Origin of the sequence: Streptomyces sp. NPDC002742 (genome assembly GCF_042888885.1) — a bacterium.
Classification (GTDB): domain Bacteria; phylum Actinomycetota; class Actinomycetes; order Streptomycetales; family Streptomycetaceae; genus Streptomyces.
Genome location: NZ_JBIAQF010000006.1, coordinates 51,192 through 68,176, shown reverse-complemented (window position 1 = coordinate 68,176; position 16,985 = coordinate 51,192). Strand labels below are relative to the sequence as shown.

Genomic DNA, 16,985 nt, shown 5'->3' with positions numbered 1-16,985 from the left:
GGGAGGAACCGTGTCCGGATTCGTCGAAAAGCCCGAGCCCCTCCAGGTGCCGGGTCTGGTACATCTGCACACCGGCAAGGTGCGCGATCTGTACCAGAACGAGGCGGGCGACCTCGTGATGGTCGCCAGCGACCGCATCTCCGCCTACGACTGGGTTCTCCCCACCGAGATCCCCGACAAGGGCCGCACACTGACCCGGCTCTCCCTGTGGTGGTTCGACCAGCTCTCCGAGCTGGCGCCCAACCACGTGCTGAGCACCGAACTCCCGCCGGGCGCCCCGGCCGACTGGGCCGGCCGCACCCTGATCTGCAAATCGCTGCGGATGGCTCCCGTCGAGTGCGTCGCCCGCGGCTATCTGACCGGCTCGGGCCTCGTCGAGTACAACGAGTCCCGCACGGTCTGCGGCCTCGCGCTCCCCGAGGGTCTCGTCGACGGCTCGGAACTCCCCGCGCCGATCTTCACCCCGGCCACCAAGGCCGCGGTCGGCGAGCACGACGAGAACGTCTCGTACGAGGAGGTCGCCCGTCAGGTCGGCGCCGACACCGCGGCCGAGCTGCGTCAGGCGACGCTCGCCGTCTACGGTCGCGCCCGTGACATCGCCCGCGACCGGGGCATCATCCTCGCGGACACCAAGTTCGAGTTCGGCTACGACGGCGACACGCTCGTCCTCGCCGACGAGGTGCTGACCCCGGACTCCTCGCGCTTCTGGCCCGCCGACGCGTGGGAGCCGGGCCACGCGCAGCCGTCCTTCGACAAGCAGTACGTCCGCGACTGGCTGACCTCCGCGGAGTCGGGCTGGGACCGCAAGAGCGAGCAGCCGCCGCCCGCCCTGCCCGAGCGGGTCGTGGAGGCCACCCGCGCCAAGTACATCGAGGCGTACGAGCGTCTGACGGGCGTCAGCTGGACCTGACCGCGTCCCGGGCCCGGCTGTCTGCCGGGCCCGGCAGTCCGTCCGAGCCGGACGGTCCGAAGGATGTCCGGCCCCGGCCGGCGCACACGAAGAAGCCCCCGACCTGAGGTCAGGGGCTTCTTTCTGGAGCGGACGACCAGGTTCGAACTGGCGACCTCAACCTTGGCAAGGTTGCGCTCTACCAACTGAGCTACGTCCGCATGCGCCGTGGTGCGACAGCCACTATACCCAACCTCGCTCCCGCGCGAGACGCACTGCGGCGTGACGATTCTCGGCGCCCAGTTTGGACGCGGCCGACGACAGGTAGTTCCGTACGGTCCCCTGGGACAGCGCGGCCCGCTCCGCGATCTCCGCCACGGGTGCCCCGTCGGCGGCGAATTCGAGCACCTCGGCCTCGCGAGCGGTCAGCGGCGAGTCCCCGGCGGAGATCGCGTCGGCGGCCAACTCCGGGTCCACGTAACGGTTTCCCGCGTGCACGGTGCGGATGATCTCCGCGAGCCGCCGCGCGCTGACCGTCTTGGGAACGAACCCGCGCACACCCGCCGCAAGCGCCCTCTTCAGGTGCCCCGGCCGCCCGTGACTCGTCACGATCAGCACCTGACAGCCCGGCAGTTCGGTCCGCAGGGATGTGGCCACGCTCACACCGTCCGCTCCCGGCATCTGAAGATCCAGGACGGCGACGTCGGGCACATGCGCCAGCGCCATCGCCAGCGCCTCCGGTCCGGTCGCCGCCTCGGCCACCACGACGAGGTCGTCCTCCAGTCCGAGCAGCGCGGCCAGTGCTCCCCGGATCAGATGCTCGTCGTCGGCGAGCAGCAGTCGTACGGGGGACCCGGGCGTCGGCGCGCAGGGCGATACGGACGTCATGGGGTGGCCTCTCTCGCGTGGTGCGGAAGGGACGAGGGCGACGGCCTCCGACGCGGCTCGTAGTTCCCCGAATCCGGGTTCCTGTCCCCCGGGCTCTCTCCGGGTCCGTCTCCCGGGCCGCCCCCCAGACCGTCTCCGGGGCGGTCTCCGCGGGGATGTCCCGGGCAGTCTCCGGGGCCGCCTGCCAGGCCGCCTCCGGGTCTGGCCCTGTCCCGGCCCCTGCCCCTGGCCCTGTCTCTGTCCGGTGAGGCCGGCAGCGGCACCTCCGCCGCCAGCCGGAACACTCCATCGCTCGCGCCGGCCCGAAGTACCCCGTTCACCTCCCCCAATCGTTCCCGCAGCCCCACGAGTCCGGTCCCTCTCCGCCGCCCGGAGTCGCCGTCCGGTCCGGGGTCCGGTCCCGCCCCGTCCGGCACCCCGTCGTTCTCGACGGTGAGCGTCACCCGCTCCTCCGTCACCCGCAGGCCCAGCGCGCACCTCTTGGCGTTCCCGTGCCGCAGAACATTCGTGGTCGCCTCCCGGACGACCCAGCCGAGCGCCGACTGCACCTGCGCGGGCAGCTCCGCGGCGGTGCCGATGATGTCGCAGTCGATGCCCGCGGCGGTCAACACGCCCTGGGCACCCGCCAGCTCGTTGGCCAGATCGGCCTCGCGGTAGCCCCGTACGACCTCCCGTACCTCCCGCTGGGACTCCCGGGCGATCCGCTGCACCTCGGTCATCTGGTCCACGGCCTCGGCCCGCCCGCGCCTGGCCAGCTGCACGGCGAGTTCGCTCTTGAGGGCGATAACCGCGAGGTTGCGGCCCATCACGTCGTGCAGATCGCGGCCGAAGCGCAGCCGCTCCTCGGCGACGGCGAGCCGGGCGCGGTTCTCGCGGGCCTCGTCGAGTTCGTAGACGGCGTCGAGCAGCCAGACGGAGAAGGCCGCGGTGAACGTGAGGAACCCGGCGGTCAGCAGGACCAGGACGGCGGTGACCAGCGCGGCCGGGCCGGGGAAGCCGAGGGGGAGGGACAGGACGCCGGCACCCGCCGCCGCGCCGAGGACGGCGTACGTCATCCGGCGTTTGTGGCGCGTCCCGAGCGCGACCGTGCCCGTACCGAACGCTGTGACACCGACGAGCACCGAGGAGGCGACCAGGTAGGCGTCGTCGTTCGCCGGGCGCCACGGGGTGCCCGAGACGACGGCCCCCGCGACGGCCACGACGCAGGTGCTCACGACCAGCACGAGCAGTGTCCGCCTGGGTTGTTCGCGGGTGCCGCGCGTCCAGTCCAGCGCCCGCGAGGCGGTCACCGCGCAGAGCACGGAGTGCCCGCACACCAGCAGGAACAGCGTCCAGGACCGCCCCGTCGACATGTTCCCGAAGAGGGGCAGTCCGATCGAGGCGGCTTCGAGCACGGTGAAGAAGTGGAACGACCACCGCGTGTACGTCTCGACCTTCGCCGGTGTGCTCTTGCCCCGCCACCAGCCGGACGTTCTGCTCATGCCCACCCCCGTGTCCATGGTCAACGCCGAGGCTCCCAGCGGAACCACCGTCGTACAGCAAACACCGCGATCACGGTCCAGGCCAACGCCGTGAAGAGGGCACCCGCGGTGTCGTGCGCCGAGAGGTGCCCGGTCCAGCCGCCGCGGATCAGGGTGATCACCGGGGTGAGGGGCAGCAGTTCGCAGAACGGGGCCATGCCGTCGGGCAGCATCTCCAGGGGGATGAAGGTCCCCGAGCCGACCAGCGACACCAGTGTCAGGGGCGTGGCCGCGACCTGGGCGCCCTCGACGCTTCTGCTGAAGCTCGCGGTGACGGCGGCGAGCGCCGGCCAGGTGATGAGCGCCAGCAGCAGTCCCAGCAGGACGAGTTGCGGTTCCTCGGGGGTTCCGACGCCGAGGGTCACCCGGTAGGCGAAGGTCAGGAGCAGGCACTGGGCGAGTCCGATCGCCACCGAGGGCAGCGCGGCGCCCGCGAGGATCTCCACGTCCCGCAGCTCCCCGGTGCGCAGCCGCTTGAGGACGAGTTCCTCGCGGCGGGCCGCGTACACGCTCACCAGGGAGCTGTAGACGGCGAAGAGGAGCGAGAAGCCGATGGAGGAGGGGAGCAGGATCGACCCGACGGTGAGTCCGGTGCCCTTCAGGTTCATCGTGTCGACGGTCGAGCGGAGCATGAACGGCATGGCCAGCGGTACGAACACCGCTGCGGCGAGTGTCGCCTTGGTGCGGCCCAGCAGCGTCAGCTCGGCGCGTGCCAGTGCTCGCGTCCGGCCGGCGGCCGTGGTTCTGGCCGTGTCGGCGCCGGTGGTGACGGCCGTTCCGCTCATGCCGCTGTTCCCCTCTTCCGCGCTTTCGCGGCGGTCCTGTCGTTCCGGGCGTTCCCGGCCGTCGCCTTCCGGGTGGGTCCGGCCGTCTTCCGGGCGTCCGAGGCCGGTTCCGCCGTCCCCGGCCCGTTCGCGTCCTGTGCCGCCGCCTCCCGCGCGATCCGCAGGAACGCCTCCTCCAGTGAGGCCGGGCGCACATCGAGCCCCCGCAGCTCGACCCGCGCCCGGTCGGCCCACACCAGCAGGGCGGTGGCCGTCCGTTGCAGCTCTTCGGTGCGCAGCCTGATCGTCCGGCCCGCGGTCTCGTGGCTGCTCACGCCGAGTTCCGGCAGTGGGGGCAGATCTCCGGGAAAGTAGCCGTCGGGCAGTTCGAAGGAGATGTGCGAGGGCTGGGAGGCGGTCACCTCGGCCGGGGTGCCGAGGGCCGCGACACGTCCTTCGTGGAGGATCGCCAGCCGGTCGGCGAGCACCTCCGCCTCTTCCAGATAGTGGGTGGTGAGCAGGACCGTGGTCCCGCCGTCGCGCAGTTCGCGCACCAACTCCCAGGTGCTCCGGCGGCCTTCCACGTCGAGTCCGGTCGTGGGCTCGTCGAGGAAGAGGACCTCGGGGCCGCCGAGGAGCGCGAGCGCCAGGTCGAGGCGCCGCTTCTCCCCGCCGGACAACTGCTTCACACGGACGTCGCGGCGGTGCGCGAGACCGACCCTGTCCAGCGCCTGCTCCGGGGGCCGGGCCCCGCTGGTGCACGCCGCCCACATCCGTGCGGTCTCCGCGACCGTGAGTTCGGAAGGGAAGCCGCCTTCCTGGAGCATCACGCCGATACGGGGCCGTACAGCGGCCCGGTCCGTGTACGGATCGTGCCCGAGGACCCGCACGCGTCCGCCGGCCGGGGGAGCGAGCCCTTCGATCAGCTCGACGGTGGATGTCTTTCCGGCGCCGTTGGTGCCGAGAAGGGCGAAGAGCTCACCGCGGCGCACGGAGAAGGTGATTCCGCGCACCGCTTCGAAATCTCTTCCGTCGCCCCCGTACACACGCCGCAGATCAGTGACCTCGATCACGTCATCTTGCTCGTTCGTGTTCATGGAATCAGCGTCCAGGCGGACGGGTCCCGGCAGCAGTGCGCGTTGTCATCACTCCGCATGACAAATGTCAGACGGCGTCCGGACATGATTGGTCGGCGCACACGAAGAAGCCCCCGACCTCAGGTCAGGGGCTTCTTTCTGGAGCGGACGACCAGGTTCGAACTGGCGACCTCAACCTTGGCAAGGTTGCGCTCTACCAACTGAGCTACGTCCGCATTGCCTCCGACCGGCTTCCACCGATCGGCGCGAGCACCACCCTACCTGATCGACAACTGTGATCGGTAAGCGATGCAGAGCGGGTGACAGGAATTGCACACTGCGCCTTCCCCCTGGAAGGGGGATGTTCTGCTACTGAACTACACCCGCACGACCTTGGGGTTCCGGCTTTTTCGGCCTGGCCCCTCGGCGTGTTCCAGACTCTAGCTGATCAGGCGGGGGTCAGCGCAAGTCGGTTGTTCCAGGGGCCGGTGGAGGGGGCTCGCGGTCCCCGGCTCGGGGTGCCCGTCCGGCGCGGCGGCTCAGTGCGACTCGGCGAACGCCTCGTAGACCCTCTTGGGGATCCGGCCGCGCGGCGGCACGTCCATCTTGTTGGAGCGGGCCCAGGCGCGGACCGCGGCCGGGTCGGGCGTCAGCGCGGTGTGCGTGTACGCCTTCCCGGACTTCGACTGCTTGCGGCCCGCCTCGACGTACGGCTCGAGCGCCTTACGCAGTTCCTTGGCATTGTCTGGGTTGAGGTCGATCTCGTACGACTTGCCGTCGAGTCCGAAGGCGATCGTCTCCGCCGCTTCCGAGCCGTCGATGTCGTCAAAGAGAGTGACCACGACACGCTGCGCCACGAATATCGGTCCCTTCGTGCGGCACCTTCGCGATCAACGGTCATGACGTGCGCGGACGCCACGGAGTTGTCGGAGAGATGTCGACTGTCCGGCTGTTATTGAGCAAAGTATCGGCTATTGCCAATTCCTTTGTACAGTGCCCGGCATTGCATTGTGAAGCCCGACTAAAACCCCCAGCGTGTCCGAAGGCAATGGTGTCCTGCCGTTCTTCTGCGGTTTTTCCCAGGATTTTCCGTCGACGCCCCCGCGCCGATGCGCGATCGTGATCGGGGTCACGTAGGATTCTACGAATCTACGCGAGTAGAAATTTCGTACGGGTAGTCTGAAGGGACCTGCTCAGCACCACACACCGGGAGTGCCAGTGGCACGCGTCGTAGTCGACGTCATGCTCAAGCCGGAGATCCTCGACCCCCAGGGCCAGGCGGTGCAGCGTGCACTGCCGCGCCTCGGTTTCGAAGGTGTCTCCGACGTCCGTCAGGGAAAGCGATTCGAACTGGAAGTGGACGGACCGGTGGACGACGCCGCGCTCGCCCGCATCCATGAACTGGCGGAATCCTTCCTCGCCAACACCGTGATCGAGGACTTCACCGTCAAGGTCGAGGAAGTCGCGGAGGCCGGAAAGTGACCGCTCGTATTGGAGTCGTCACCTTTCCCGGCAGCCTCGACGACCGCGACACCCAGCGCGCGATCCGGCTGGCGGGCGCCGAACCCGTAGCTCTCTGGCACAAGGACAAGGACCTCAAGCAGGTCGACGCCGTGGTGCTGCCCGGCGGTTTCTCGTACGGCGACTATCTGCGGGCGGGTGCCATCTCGCGCTTCTCGCCGGTGATGGAGACCGTCATCGAGCAGGCGAAGTCCGGAATGCCGGTTCTCGGCATCTGCAACGGCTTCCAGGTCCTCACCGAGGCGCACCTCCTCCCGGGCGCGATGCTCGGCAACAACCACCTCCACTTCATCTGCCGCGACCAGAAGCTGCGGGTGGAGAACGCGGGGACCGCCTGGACCACCGACTACACGGCCGGCCAGGAGATCCACATCCCGCTGAAGAACATGGACGGGCGGTACGTCGCCGACGAGCACACGCTCGACATGCTGGAGGCCGAGGGCCGGGTCGCGTTCCGCTACCTGGACGTCAATCCCAACGGCTCGCTGCGCGACATCGCCGGCATCACGAACGAGGCGGGCAACGTCGTCGGTCTGATGCCGCACCCGGAGCACGCCGTCGAGCCCCTGGTCGGGTCCGGCCGCACCGACGGCCTCCCCTTCTTCACCTCGATCCTCAAGAAGCTGGTCAACGCATGAGCCGCACGCCTCTGGACACGGTCGAGAACGCGGCCGCGACCCCCGACGTCGAGCTGCCCTGGGCCGAACTGGGCCTGAAGAAGGACGAGTACGAGCGCGTCGTCGAGATCCTCGGCCGCCGCCCGACCGGCGCCGAGCTCGCCATGTACTCCGTCATGTGGTCCGAGCACTGCTCCTACAAGTCCTCGAAGGTCCACCTCCGCCAGTTCGGCGAGAAGGCCCCGCAGTCCGACGCGCTGCTCGTCGGCATCGGCGAGAACGCCGGTGTCGTCGACGTCGGCCAGGGCTACGCGGTCACCTTCAAGGTCGAGTCGCACAACCACCCGTCGTACGTCGAGCCCTACCAGGGCGCGGCCACCGGCGTCGGCGGCATCGTGCGCGACATCATCGCCATGGGCGCCCGCCCGGTCGCGGTCGTCGACCCGCTGCGCTTCGGCGCGGCCGACCACCCCGACACCAAGCGCGTCCTGCCGGGCGTCGTCGCGGGCATCGGCGGCTACGGCAACTGCCTGGGCCTGCCCAACATCGGCGGCGAGGTCGTCTTCGACGCCTGCTACCAGGGCAACCCGCTGGTCAACGCCGGCGCCATCGGCGTCATGCGGCACGAGGACATCCACCTCGCGAAGGCGTCGGGCACGGGCAACAAGGTCATCCTCTACGGGGCCCGCACGGGCGGCGACGGCATCGGCGGCGCGTCGATCCTCGCCTCGGAGACCTTCGACGACGCCAAGCCGTCCAAGCGTCCGGCCGTCCAGGTCGGTGACCCCTTCCAGGAGAAGCTCCTCATCGAGTGCACCCTGGAGGCCTTCGCCGAGAAGCTGGTCGTCGGCATCCAGGACCTCGGCGCGGCCGGACTGTCCTGCGCCACCAGCGAGCTCGCCTCCAACGGCTCCGGCGGCATGCGCGTCACCCTGGACGACGTACCGCTGCGCGACTCCACGCTCTCGCCCGAGGAGATCCTCATGAGCGAGTCGCAGGAACGCATGTGCGCGGTCGTCGAGCCGGAGAAGGTCGACCGGTTCCTGGAGATCTGCGACAAGTGGGACGTCATCGCCACCGTCATCGGTGAGGTCACCGACGGCGACCGCCTGGAGATCTTCTGGCACGGCGGCAAGATCGTCGACGTCGACCCGCGCACGGTCGCGCACGACGGCCCCGTCTACGAGCGCCCCTACGCGCGCCCCGAGTGGCAGGACGCGCTCCAGGCCGACGACGCGAACAAGCTGCCCCGCCCGGCGACCGGCGAGGAACTGAAGGACCAGGTCCTGAGGCTCGTCTCCTCCCCGAACCAGGCCTCCAAGTCCTGGATCACCTCCCAGTACGACCACTTCGTGCAGGGCAACACGGTGCTGGCGCAGCCCGAGGACTCGGGCATGATCCGCATCGACGAGGAGACCGGGCTCGGCGTCGCCATCGCGACCGACGGCAACGGCCGCTACGCCAAGCTCGACCCGTACGCCGGTGCGCAGCTCGCCCTCTCCGAGGCCTACCGCAACGTCGCGACGACCGGTGCCAAGCCGCTCGCCGTGTCCGACTGCCTGAACTTCGGCTCGCCCGAGGACCCGGCCGTCATGTGGCAGTTCGCCGAGGCGATCCGCGGGCTGGCCGACGCCTGCCAGCAGCTCGGCACCCCGGTGACCGGCGGCAACGTCTCGCTGTACAACCAGACCGGTGACGTCGCCATCCACCCGACCCCGGTCGTGGCCGTGCTCGGCGTCATCGACGACGTCGCCCGCCGCACCCCGGTCGCCTTCCAGGAAGAGGGCCAGCTCCTCTACCTGCTCGGTGACACCCACGAGGAGTTCGGCGGCTCGGCCTGGTCGCAGGTCGTCCACGACCACCTCGGCGGTCTGCCGCCGAAGGTCGACCTGGAGCGCGAGCGGCTGCTCGCCGAGATCCTCATCTCGGCCTCCCGCGACGGCATGATCGACTCCGCGCACGACCTGTCAGACGGCGGTCTGGTCCAGGCCGTGGTCGAGTCGGCGCTGCAGGGCCGCAAGGGCGCGCGCCTGATCGTCCCCGACGGTCTCGACGCGTTCACCTTCCTCTTCTCGGAGTCGGCGGGCCGCGCGGTCGTCGCCGTCCCGCGCTCGGAGGAGCTCCGCTTCAACGACATGTGCGGTGCCCGGGGTCTGCCCGTCACCCGTATCGGTGTCGTCGACGGCACCGAGTCCGACGCGACCGCGGTGATCGACGTCCAGGGCGAGTTCGTACTCTCCCTGACCGAGCTGCGCACGGCGCACGAGGCGACGATCCCGGCGCTGCTGGCGTAGTCGGTTCAGCCCCTATGGGCTTGTACGGCTCTACGGCTCTACGGCTCTACGGCGAAGTCCCCGCCCGGATGCAGATCCGGGCGGGGACTTCTTGATTCATCGGACGTAGCTCTTGAGGATCTCCGTGTCGATTTCGATGCCGATCGGGTCGGGGACGGACACCGTCTCGCCGAACTTCGCCGTGTGAAGGGTGCGGTAGCCCCCGACCTTCCGGTCCGGGGCGCTGTGCACGGTGATGGTGCAGGAGTCCCGGTCGATCAGTAGATACACCGGGATTCCGGCCTGCCCGTAGGCGGCCGGCTTCTCGTGCCGGTCCCGTCGGTCGGTGTCGGAGTCGTACGAGGTGACCTCGACGACCATGAGCGTTCCGTCCGGATCGGCCCATTCACCCGCACCCGCGAAGTGGGCTTCGGGCGTGAGCACCGCGTCCGGTTTCGCCCTGCCCTCTCGATACGCCTCCACCCGGAGCCCTTGCCCCTGATACAGGTCCAGGTCGGACCTGGTCCGCATACAGCGCCGGGCCAGCCAGGCCACGATGGTGTTGTGGTCCCCGTCGGTCACCTTCTTGACCCCGATCCGTCCGTTGACGAACTCCAACGTGACGGTCTCGGGAGCGGCGGAGGCGATCGTTTCGAACTCCTCCACCGACATCTGAGACGTGCGCTCGGCCATAACCGTCATGTTGCACCTCCTTCCAGGCACAGGCCAGTGTTGTCCGCGTCCGGCGGCGCCGGGTGGCTTCCCCCGCCGTTCACGCTCACGGGTGACCGCCCCCGCCCACCGGGTTCCTGCAGGCCAGGCACGCGTACTCGCTCCGGCACGGCCCGGCGCCCCGGTCCACGACGCTCAGAGGGACGAGTCGGTGCCGGGTCGTGGGAAGTCCCGCCCGTAGGCAGCCGCTGCGACGGGTCGCTCCAGCGCGAAGCGTCACGCTCCGGTGCCCGGCCCACCCGGGTGCCTGAACAGCTGTGCCGTCAAGGCATAGGCTCCCAGCCATGCCTCCGGTCAAGAAGCGCACACGGACGTACGACCCCGCCAAGATCCGTGCGGCGGTGCTCGCGCAGTTCGGGAACGTACGGGAGGGCGTACGCGCCCTGAGCGAGGAGCAGTTGGCGCGGCCCGCGGGCCTCGGGGACTGGAGTGTGCGGGAGCTGGCCGCGCACATCACGATGGCCGTCGGCGCCGTGAGCCGTCATCTCGACCTGCCCGCGCCCGCCGCGAAGGAACTCGCGCTGCTGGACTGGCCGTTCGGGACGGCCTCCCGCGCCGGGAACATCGCCGACGGCACGCGCGCGCTCGCCGAGGAACACCCCGATCTCGACGCGCTCTACACCGACTCCGTCGCCAGGATCACCGGGCACCTGGCCACCGCTCCCGACGACCGGCTGCTCGGCGTGCCCGCCGGGGCGATGACCCTCGCCGACTTCCTCGTCACCCGGACCGTCGAACTCGTCGTCCACACCGACGACCTGAACCGCGCCGCCGGTACCGACATCCCCTTCGACCGCCAGGCCCTCGCCGCCTGCACCCGGCTGCTCGCCGACACGCTCGCCGTGAAGGCGCCCGGCGCGTCGACCGAGGTCCGGATCCCGCCGTACGCCGTCGTGCAGTGCGTGGAAGGGCCCCGGCACACCCGCGGCACCCCGCCGAACGTCGTCGAGACGGACCCGCTGACCTGGATCCGGCTCGCGACGGGACGTACGGAGTGGAAGGCGGCGCTGGACGAGGCGAAGGTCAGCGCGAGCGGCGAGCGCGCCGACCTCGCGGGGCTGCTGCCCCTGATGGGCTGAGCCACCCTCACCGCCTCCGAGGGGAACCGGCCACCCCACCTCTCCCGTCACATCGGCATGGACAAGCAGCGCATGACCCTCGGTGTCCTGACCCTGCTTCCCCTGGCCGCCGCGTGCGGTGCGCAGACGGCGGGGAGCGGGTCCGCACGGACGGAAACGGCGCCCGTGACGGGCGTCCACTGGACGGTCGACGTCCTCACCGTGGACGGGAAGACCGCGCGGGCACCCTCCGGCACATATCTGAAGATCGCGGACGACGGTCGCGTCAGCGGCAACCTCGGCTGCAACGGGTTCGGCTCGAAGGCCACCTTCACGGGCGACCGCGTCGAGTTCGGCGGAATGTGGACGACGGACATGGCCTGCGAGAAGGGCCCGATGAGCTTCGAGCGGAGCCTGGGCCGCACCTTCGCGGACAAGGGCGCGTTCACGGCGAAGGCCGACGGCGACCGGCTGACGCTCACCACGGACGGCGGTGACCGGATCGGCCTCACCAAGGAGAAGGACGCACCCGTTCGAGGGACGAAGTGGACGGTCACGGCACTGGGTGACAACAACGTCTCCCAGCCGCTCCCGAAGGGGGCGAACGCGTACTTCGTCCTTCGCGCGGACGGCACCCTCGACGGCCGGCTCGGCTGCAACCACGCGTCCGCCCAGGCCACCGTCGGCGACGGACATATCACCCTCGGGCCGGCCAAGACCACCCGGATGATGTGCCAAGACTCACTCATGAGGACCGAGAAGACGCTGCTGGGGCTCTTCGACAGCAAGGTCACCTACGCGTTGGATCATCGCGGCATCGCGCTGACCAGCGCGAACGGCACTGTCGTCAGTGCGGTGGCCGACGAATGATCCACTGAGGGCCCGTATCCCCAATTCGGACCAGTGGTCGATCTCGCCTACACTCGGTGCCGTGCCACGTGGTGACGGTCGACTCAATCATGATCTGCTCCCCGGTGAGAAAGGCCCCCAGGACGCTTGTGGCGTCTTCGGTGTCTGGGCTCCGGGCGAAGAGGTCGCCAAGCTCACTTACTTCGGGCTCTACGCCCTCCAGCATCGGGGTCAGGAATCCGCGGGAATCGCGGTCAGCAACGGCTCCCAGATCCTCGTCTTCAAGGACATGGGCCTCGTGTCCCAGGTCTTCGACGAGACCTCGCTCGGTTCGCTCCAGGGTCATATCGCGGTCGGTCACGCCCGCTACTCGACCACCGGGGCCTCCGTGTGGGAGAACGCCCAGCCGACGTTCCGTGCCACCGCGCACGGCTCCATCGCGCTCGGCCACAACGGCAACCTCGTCAACACGGCGCAGCTCGCCGAGATGGTCGCGGCCCTGCCCAAGCAGGAAGGCCGCACCACCCGTGTGGCGGCCACCAACGACACCGACCTGCTCACCGCGCTCCTCGCGGCCCAGGTCGACGACGACGGCAAGCCGCTGACCATAGAGGAGGCCTCCTCCAAGGTCCTCCCGCAGGTGATGGGTGCCTTCTCGCTCGTCTTCATGAACGAGCACACCCTCTACGCCGCCCGTGACCCGCAGGGCATCCGCCCGCTGGTCCTCGGCCGCCTGGAGCGTGGCTGGGTGGTGGCCTCCGAGTCCGCGGCCCTCGACATCTGCGGCGCCAGCTATGTGCGCGAGATCGAGCCGGGCGAGTTCGTCGCCATCGACGAGAACGGTCTGCGGAGCTCGCGATTCGCGGAAGCGAAGCCCAAGGGCTGCATCTTCGAGTACGTCTATCTGGCCCGCCCCGACACGGACATCGCCGGTCGGAACGTGTACCTCTCGCGCGTCGAGATGGGCCGCAAACTCGCCAAGGAAGCCCCTGTGGAGGCCGACCTGGTGATAGCGACCCCGGAGTCCGGGACGCCCGCCGCGATCGGTTACGCGGAGGCCTCCGGCATCCCGTTCGGCGCCGGCCTGGTCAAGAACGCGTATGTAGGCCGGACCTTCATCCAGCCGTCGCAGACGATCCGACAGCTCGGAATCCGCCTGAAGCTGAATCCGCTCAAGGAAGTCATCAAGGGCAAGCGCCTGGTCGTCGTCGACGACTCGATCGTGCGCGGCAACACCCAGCGCGCCCTGGTCCGGATGCTGCGCGAGGCCGGTGCGGCCGAGGTCCACATCCGGATCTCCTCCCCGCCCGTGAAGTGGCCCTGCTTCTTCGGCATCGACTTCGCGACCCGCGCGGAGCTGATCGCGAACGGCATGACCATCGAGGAGATCGGCACGTCGCTCGGCGCCGACTCCCTCTCGTACATCTCGATCGACGGGATGATCGAGGCCACGACGATCGACAAGCCGAATCTGTGCCGCGCCTGCTTCGACGGCGAGTACCCGATGGAGCTTCCCGACCCCGAACTGCTCGGCAAGCAGCTCCTGGAGACCGAGCTGGCCGCGGGTCCCGCAGCCACGGCCGCGGCTGACGCCATCCGTCGCCCGTAGCGCCGCAGAGCCCCGTTTCACCAACCCGAAAGATCCCAGGCAATGTCTTCTGTGTCCGATCAGTCCCCTCCGGCGACGGGCAGTGCCTCCGGTGTGTCCTACGCGGCCGCCGGAGTCGACATCGAGGCGGGCGACCGCGCCGTAGAGCTGATGAAGGAGTGGGTGAAGAAGACGCGGCGCCCCGAGGTCCTCGGTGGCCTCGGCGGCTTCGCCGGCCTCTTCGACGCCTCGGCCCTCAAGCGGTTCGAGCGTCCGTTGCTCGCCTCCGCCACCGACGGTGTGGGCACCAAGGTCGACATCGCCCGGCAGCTGGGCGTGTACGACACCATCGGCCACGACCTCGTCGCGATGGTCATGGACGACATCGTGGTGTGCGGCGCCGAGCCGCTCTTCATGACCGACTACATCTGTGTGGGCAAAGTTCACCCGGAGCGGGTGGCGGCCATCGTGAAGGGCATCGCCGAGGGCTGTGTCCTGGCGGGATGCGCCCTGGTGGGCGGCGAGACGGCCGAACACCCGGGTCTGCTCGGTCCGGACGACTTCGACGTCGCCGGCGCCGGTACGGGCGTGGTCGAGGCCGACCAGCTGCTCGGCCCGGATCGCATCCGTACGGGTGACGCGGTGATCGCCATGGCGGCCTCCGGTCTTCACTCGAACGGGTACTCGCTCGTCCGGCACGTCCTCTTCGACCGGGCGAACCTGCGCCTGGACCAGCACATCGAGGAGTTCGGCCGCACGCTCGGCGAGGAGCTCCTGGAGCCCACCAAGATCTACTCGCTGGACTGCCTGACGCTGACGAAGAGCGCCGAGGTGCACGCCTTCAGCCACATCACCGGCGGCGGACTGGCGGCCAACCTGGCCCGGGTGATCCCGGACGGTCTGCACGCCGTGGTCGACCGCGAGACCTGGACCCCGGCGCCGGTCTTCGACCTGGTCGGCAGGACCGGCGGTGTCGAGCGCCTGGAGCTGGAGAAGACGCTGAACATGGGCGTCGGCATGATGGCGATCGTGCCCGAGGAGTCGGCCGAGATCGCCCTCTCCGTCCTCGCGGACCGCGGAGTGGACGCCTGGATCGCCGGTGAGATCACCGAGCGCGGGGACCACACCACGGGCGCGGCGCTCATCGGCGACTACGCGAGCTGAAGCAGGCGCCCACGGGGACCGAAGCCGGCGACCACGTCGGCCGAGTCCCCGAAGAAGCAGGAATTTCCCGAAGCAGCACAAAACCCGGTCCGGTGCTGATGCCCCGGACCGGGTGAAGTGCAGTCGCTACGAGAAATCCGCCATGCGAGATCTACCAGAAACCCACGCCAAGAGATCCGCTACGAGATGAGATCGCGGAAACTGCGAGGGACGCTGTTGCGTCAAGCGCCGCGACGTTGCGACTGGGGACCGGACTGATCGTCCTCGTCCTCGTCGTCGTCGTTATAGAGATCCGCGTACTGCGCGTACGGGTCGTCTTCCTCGTCGTCGTCTTCGAACGGCTCGCCATTCGGCGGCTGGCTCGAAGTCGAAGCGCCCAGCTCATTGGCCAGACGCGAGAGGTCAGTCCCGCCGCTGCTGTACTTCAGCTGGCGGGCGACCTTCGTCTGCTTGGCCTTTGCCCGGCCGCGCCCCATGGCTCGACCCCCTCGGATACGGGGCTCGACGGCCCCAGAGTCTTGACACGCGTTCATGATCTGGAACGGACTCTCCGTGGAGAGACCGGTCCGTAGGGCTTCCACGGTACCTGAGCCCGCGCCCATACGGTACGTCGCCCGCAGCACGCGCCTTCACCCAGAACCCGCGAGGTGCCCTGTCCTCGCTGGTCAACCGCGATTTTAACCTCTTATTGGCGCACGACCCGCCGACGGACGTGAGAGTTGTCTCCCAACCGGCCGCCGACGGGTCCCTGACAAGCGCCTATGGCCCCGTACGGGGTCAGTGACGCAGTGCCTCAGCCATGCGCTGCTCGGCGATCCGGTCGGCCGCCGCGGCCGGCGGAATCCCGTCCTGCTTCGCACGTGCGAATATGGCCAGCGTGGTGTCGAAGATCTTCGCGGCCTTCGCCTTGCACCGGTCGAAGTCGAAGCCGTGCAGCTCGTCGGCGACCTGGATGACACCGCCCGCGTTCACCACGTAGTCGGGGGCGTACAGGATGCCGCGGTCCGCGAGATCCTTCTCCACCCCCGGGTGCGCCAGCTGGTTGTTGGCGGCACCGCACACGATCCGGGCCGTGAGCGCCGGCACGGAGTCGTCGTTGAGGGCCCCGCCCAGCGCGCAGGGCGCGTAGATGTCGAGGCCCTCGACACGGATGAGCGCCTCGGTGTCCGCGACGGCCGTGACGCCCGAGGGGTGCCGGTCCAGGATCCGCCGCACCGAGTCGGCCCGCACGTCCGTGATCACGACCTCGGCGCCGTCCTCGCGCAGGTGCTCGACCAGGTGGTGGCCCACCTTGCCGACGCCGGCGACGCCGACCTTGCGGCCGCGCAGTGTCGGGTCGCCCCACAGGTGCTGGGCGGAGGCCCGCATGCCCTGGAAGACACCGAAGGCGGTCAGGACCGACGAGTCGCCCGCGCCGCCGTTCTCCGGGGAGCGGCCGGTCGTCCACCGGCACTCGCGCGCCACGACGTCCATGTCGGCCACGTAGGTGCCGACGTCGCACGCGGTGACGTACCGGCCGCCGAGCGAGGCGACGAACCGGCCGTAGGCGAGGAGCAGCTCCTCGGACTTGATCTGCTCGGGGTCGCCGATGATGACGGCCTTGCCGCCGCCGTGGTCGAGGCCGGCCATGGCGTTCTTGTACGACATCCCGCGCGCGAGGTTGAGGGCGTCGGCGACGGCCTCCTGCTCGCTCGCGTACGGGTAGAAGCGCGTGCCGCCGAGGGCCGGGCCCAGGGCGGTGGAGTGGATGGCGATGACGGCCTTGAGGCCGCTGGCGCGGTCCTGGCAGAGCACGACTTGCTCATGACCCCCCTGATCCGAACGGAAAAGGGTGTGCAGTACATCAGCAGGCGCGCCGGTTACGTCGGTCACTGTGGTGACTCCCAGGTAAAAAGCGGCGGTTGGTTGCGGGGCCCGTGCGGATGGCGGGCTCCGTGGGAATGAGACTAGAGGCTGCGCCGACCCGCCCTCGGCGTCGTGTTCAGGATCACCCACGGGCGGGGTACGGCCATGATTCGATTTGCATAGATTTCTCTTCAGGTTATG

Annotated in this window: 16 protein-coding genes and 3 tRNA genes; 8 read left to right on the top strand and 11 right to left on the bottom strand. The window is 69.4% G+C overall.

From position 1 onward, the window contains the following. Window positions 1–10 precede the first annotated feature (10 nt). Window positions 11–910 (top strand): phosphoribosylaminoimidazolesuccinocarboxamide synthase, encoded by a 900-nt coding sequence (locus ACFYW8_RS11945; protein ID WP_365869472.1) that lies wholly within the window; start codon window positions 11–13, stop codon window positions 908–910. Window positions 911–1,034: 124 nt separating this feature from the next. On the opposite strand, the gene ACFYW8_RS11940 is transcribed toward ACFYW8_RS11945, so the two are convergent. From ACFYW8_RS11940 to ACFYW8_RS11905, 8 genes are all read right to left on the bottom strand, one after another. Beyond that, window positions 1,035–1,110: transfer RNA gene (locus tag ACFYW8_RS11940), tRNA-Gly, on the bottom strand. 22 nt (window positions 1,111–1,132) lie between these two features. After that, window positions 1,133–1,777: a response regulator gene (locus tag ACFYW8_RS11935; RefSeq protein ID WP_389071350.1), complete on the bottom strand. Its 645-nt coding sequence runs from the start codon at window positions 1,775–1,777 to the stop codon at window positions 1,133–1,135. Beyond that, window positions 1,774–3,258, bottom strand: coding sequence for a sensor histidine kinase (locus ACFYW8_RS11930; protein WP_389071347.1), 1,485 nt, complete (start codon window positions 3,256–3,258; stop codon window positions 1,774–1,776). Before ACFYW8_RS11930 ends, ACFYW8_RS11935 begins: the two co-directional genes overlap by 4 nt. Window positions 3,259–3,278: 20 nt before the next feature. Beyond that, the gene (locus tag ACFYW8_RS11925; RefSeq protein WP_365869475.1) at window positions 3,279–4,082 is read right to left on the bottom strand and encodes an ABC transporter permease; all 804 of its coding nucleotides are present in this window, start codon (window positions 4,080–4,082) and stop codon (window positions 3,279–3,281) included. After that, entirely contained in the window at window positions 4,079–5,158 is a 1,080-nt protein-coding gene (locus tag ACFYW8_RS11920; protein ID WP_389071343.1) for an ABC transporter ATP-binding protein, read from the bottom strand. The genes ACFYW8_RS11925 and ACFYW8_RS11920 overlap by 4 nt, the downstream gene beginning before the upstream one ends. A 139-nt stretch (window positions 5,159–5,297) precedes the next feature. After that, a tRNA-Gly gene (locus ACFYW8_RS11915) sits at window positions 5,298–5,373 on the bottom strand. Between the two features lie 79 nt (window positions 5,374–5,452). After that, window positions 5,453–5,524, bottom strand: a tRNA-Gly gene (locus ACFYW8_RS11910). 152 nt (window positions 5,525–5,676) lie between these two features. Further along, the gene (locus ACFYW8_RS11905) at window positions 5,677–5,994 is read right to left on the bottom strand and encodes an Lsr2 family protein (protein ID WP_365869477.1); all 318 of its coding nucleotides are present in this window, start codon (window positions 5,992–5,994) and stop codon (window positions 5,677–5,679) included. A 361-nt stretch (window positions 5,995–6,355) separates the two neighbouring features. Between ACFYW8_RS11905 and purS the strand changes: the two genes are divergently transcribed. Genes purS through purL form a run of 3 tightly spaced genes read left to right on the top strand, consistent with a single transcriptional unit; the run spans window position 6,356 to window position 9,569 of the window. Then, entirely contained in the window at window positions 6,356–6,619 is a 264-nt protein-coding gene (gene purS / locus ACFYW8_RS11900) for a phosphoribosylformylglycinamidine synthase subunit PurS (protein ID WP_005482678.1), read from the top strand. Next, the gene (gene purQ, locus ACFYW8_RS11895) at window positions 6,616–7,296 is read left to right on the top strand and encodes a phosphoribosylformylglycinamidine synthase subunit PurQ (protein ID WP_389071336.1); all 681 of its coding nucleotides are present in this window, start codon (window positions 6,616–6,618) and stop codon (window positions 7,294–7,296) included. The genes purS and purQ overlap by 4 nt, the downstream gene beginning before the upstream one ends. Next, window positions 7,293–9,569 carry a phosphoribosylformylglycinamidine synthase subunit PurL gene (purL, locus tag ACFYW8_RS11890; protein WP_389071332.1) on the top strand — a complete coding sequence of 759 codons (2,277 nt, stop codon included), beginning with the start codon at window positions 7,293–7,295 and terminating at the stop codon, window positions 9,567–9,569. Before purQ ends, purL begins: the two co-directional genes overlap by 4 nt. A gap of 96 nt (window positions 9,570–9,665) precedes the next feature. On the opposite strand, the gene ACFYW8_RS11885 is transcribed toward purL, so the two are convergent. Continuing rightward, window positions 9,666–10,250, bottom strand: a complete 585-nt coding sequence (locus tag ACFYW8_RS11885) for a Uma2 family endonuclease (RefSeq protein WP_389071328.1) — start codon at window positions 10,248–10,250, stop codon at window positions 9,666–9,668. Between the two features lie 314 nt (window positions 10,251–10,564). Here ACFYW8_RS11885 and ACFYW8_RS11880 point away from each other — a divergent pair, with 314 nt between their 5' ends. From ACFYW8_RS11880 to purM, 4 genes are all read left to right on the top strand, one after another. Beyond that, on the top strand, window positions 10,565–11,359 hold the full coding sequence (locus ACFYW8_RS11880; protein WP_365869480.1) for a sterol carrier family protein: 795 nt from the start codon (window positions 10,565–10,567) through the stop codon (window positions 11,357–11,359). A 57-nt stretch (window positions 11,360–11,416) separates the two neighbouring features. Next, a complete protein-coding gene (locus tag ACFYW8_RS11875) occupies window positions 11,417–12,208 on the top strand; it encodes an META domain-containing protein (protein WP_389071323.1) in 792 nt (263 codons plus the stop codon). Window positions 12,209–12,269: 61 nt separating this feature from the next. Continuing rightward, a complete protein-coding gene (gene purF / locus ACFYW8_RS11870) occupies window positions 12,270–13,796 on the top strand; it encodes an amidophosphoribosyltransferase (protein ID WP_365869482.1) in 1,527 nt (508 codons plus the stop codon). A 42-nt stretch (window positions 13,797–13,838) separates the two neighbouring features. After that, window positions 13,839–14,939 (top strand): phosphoribosylformylglycinamidine cyclo-ligase, encoded by a 1,101-nt coding sequence (gene purM, locus ACFYW8_RS11865; RefSeq protein WP_389071319.1) that lies wholly within the window; start codon window positions 13,839–13,841, stop codon window positions 14,937–14,939. Between the two features lie 221 nt (window positions 14,940–15,160). Here purM and ACFYW8_RS11860 read toward each other — a convergent pair whose 3' ends face one another. Continuing rightward, window positions 15,161–15,415 carry a DUF3073 domain-containing protein gene (locus ACFYW8_RS11860; RefSeq protein ID WP_037615441.1) on the bottom strand — a complete coding sequence of 85 codons (255 nt, stop codon included), beginning with the start codon at window positions 15,413–15,415 and terminating at the stop codon, window positions 15,161–15,163. Between the two features lie 301 nt (window positions 15,416–15,716). After that, complete coding sequence (locus tag ACFYW8_RS11855; protein ID WP_389071313.1) at window positions 15,717–16,811, bottom strand: Leu/Phe/Val dehydrogenase; 1,095 nt, start codon at window positions 16,809–16,811, stop codon at window positions 15,717–15,719. Between the last annotated feature and the right edge of the window lie 174 nt (window positions 16,812–16,985).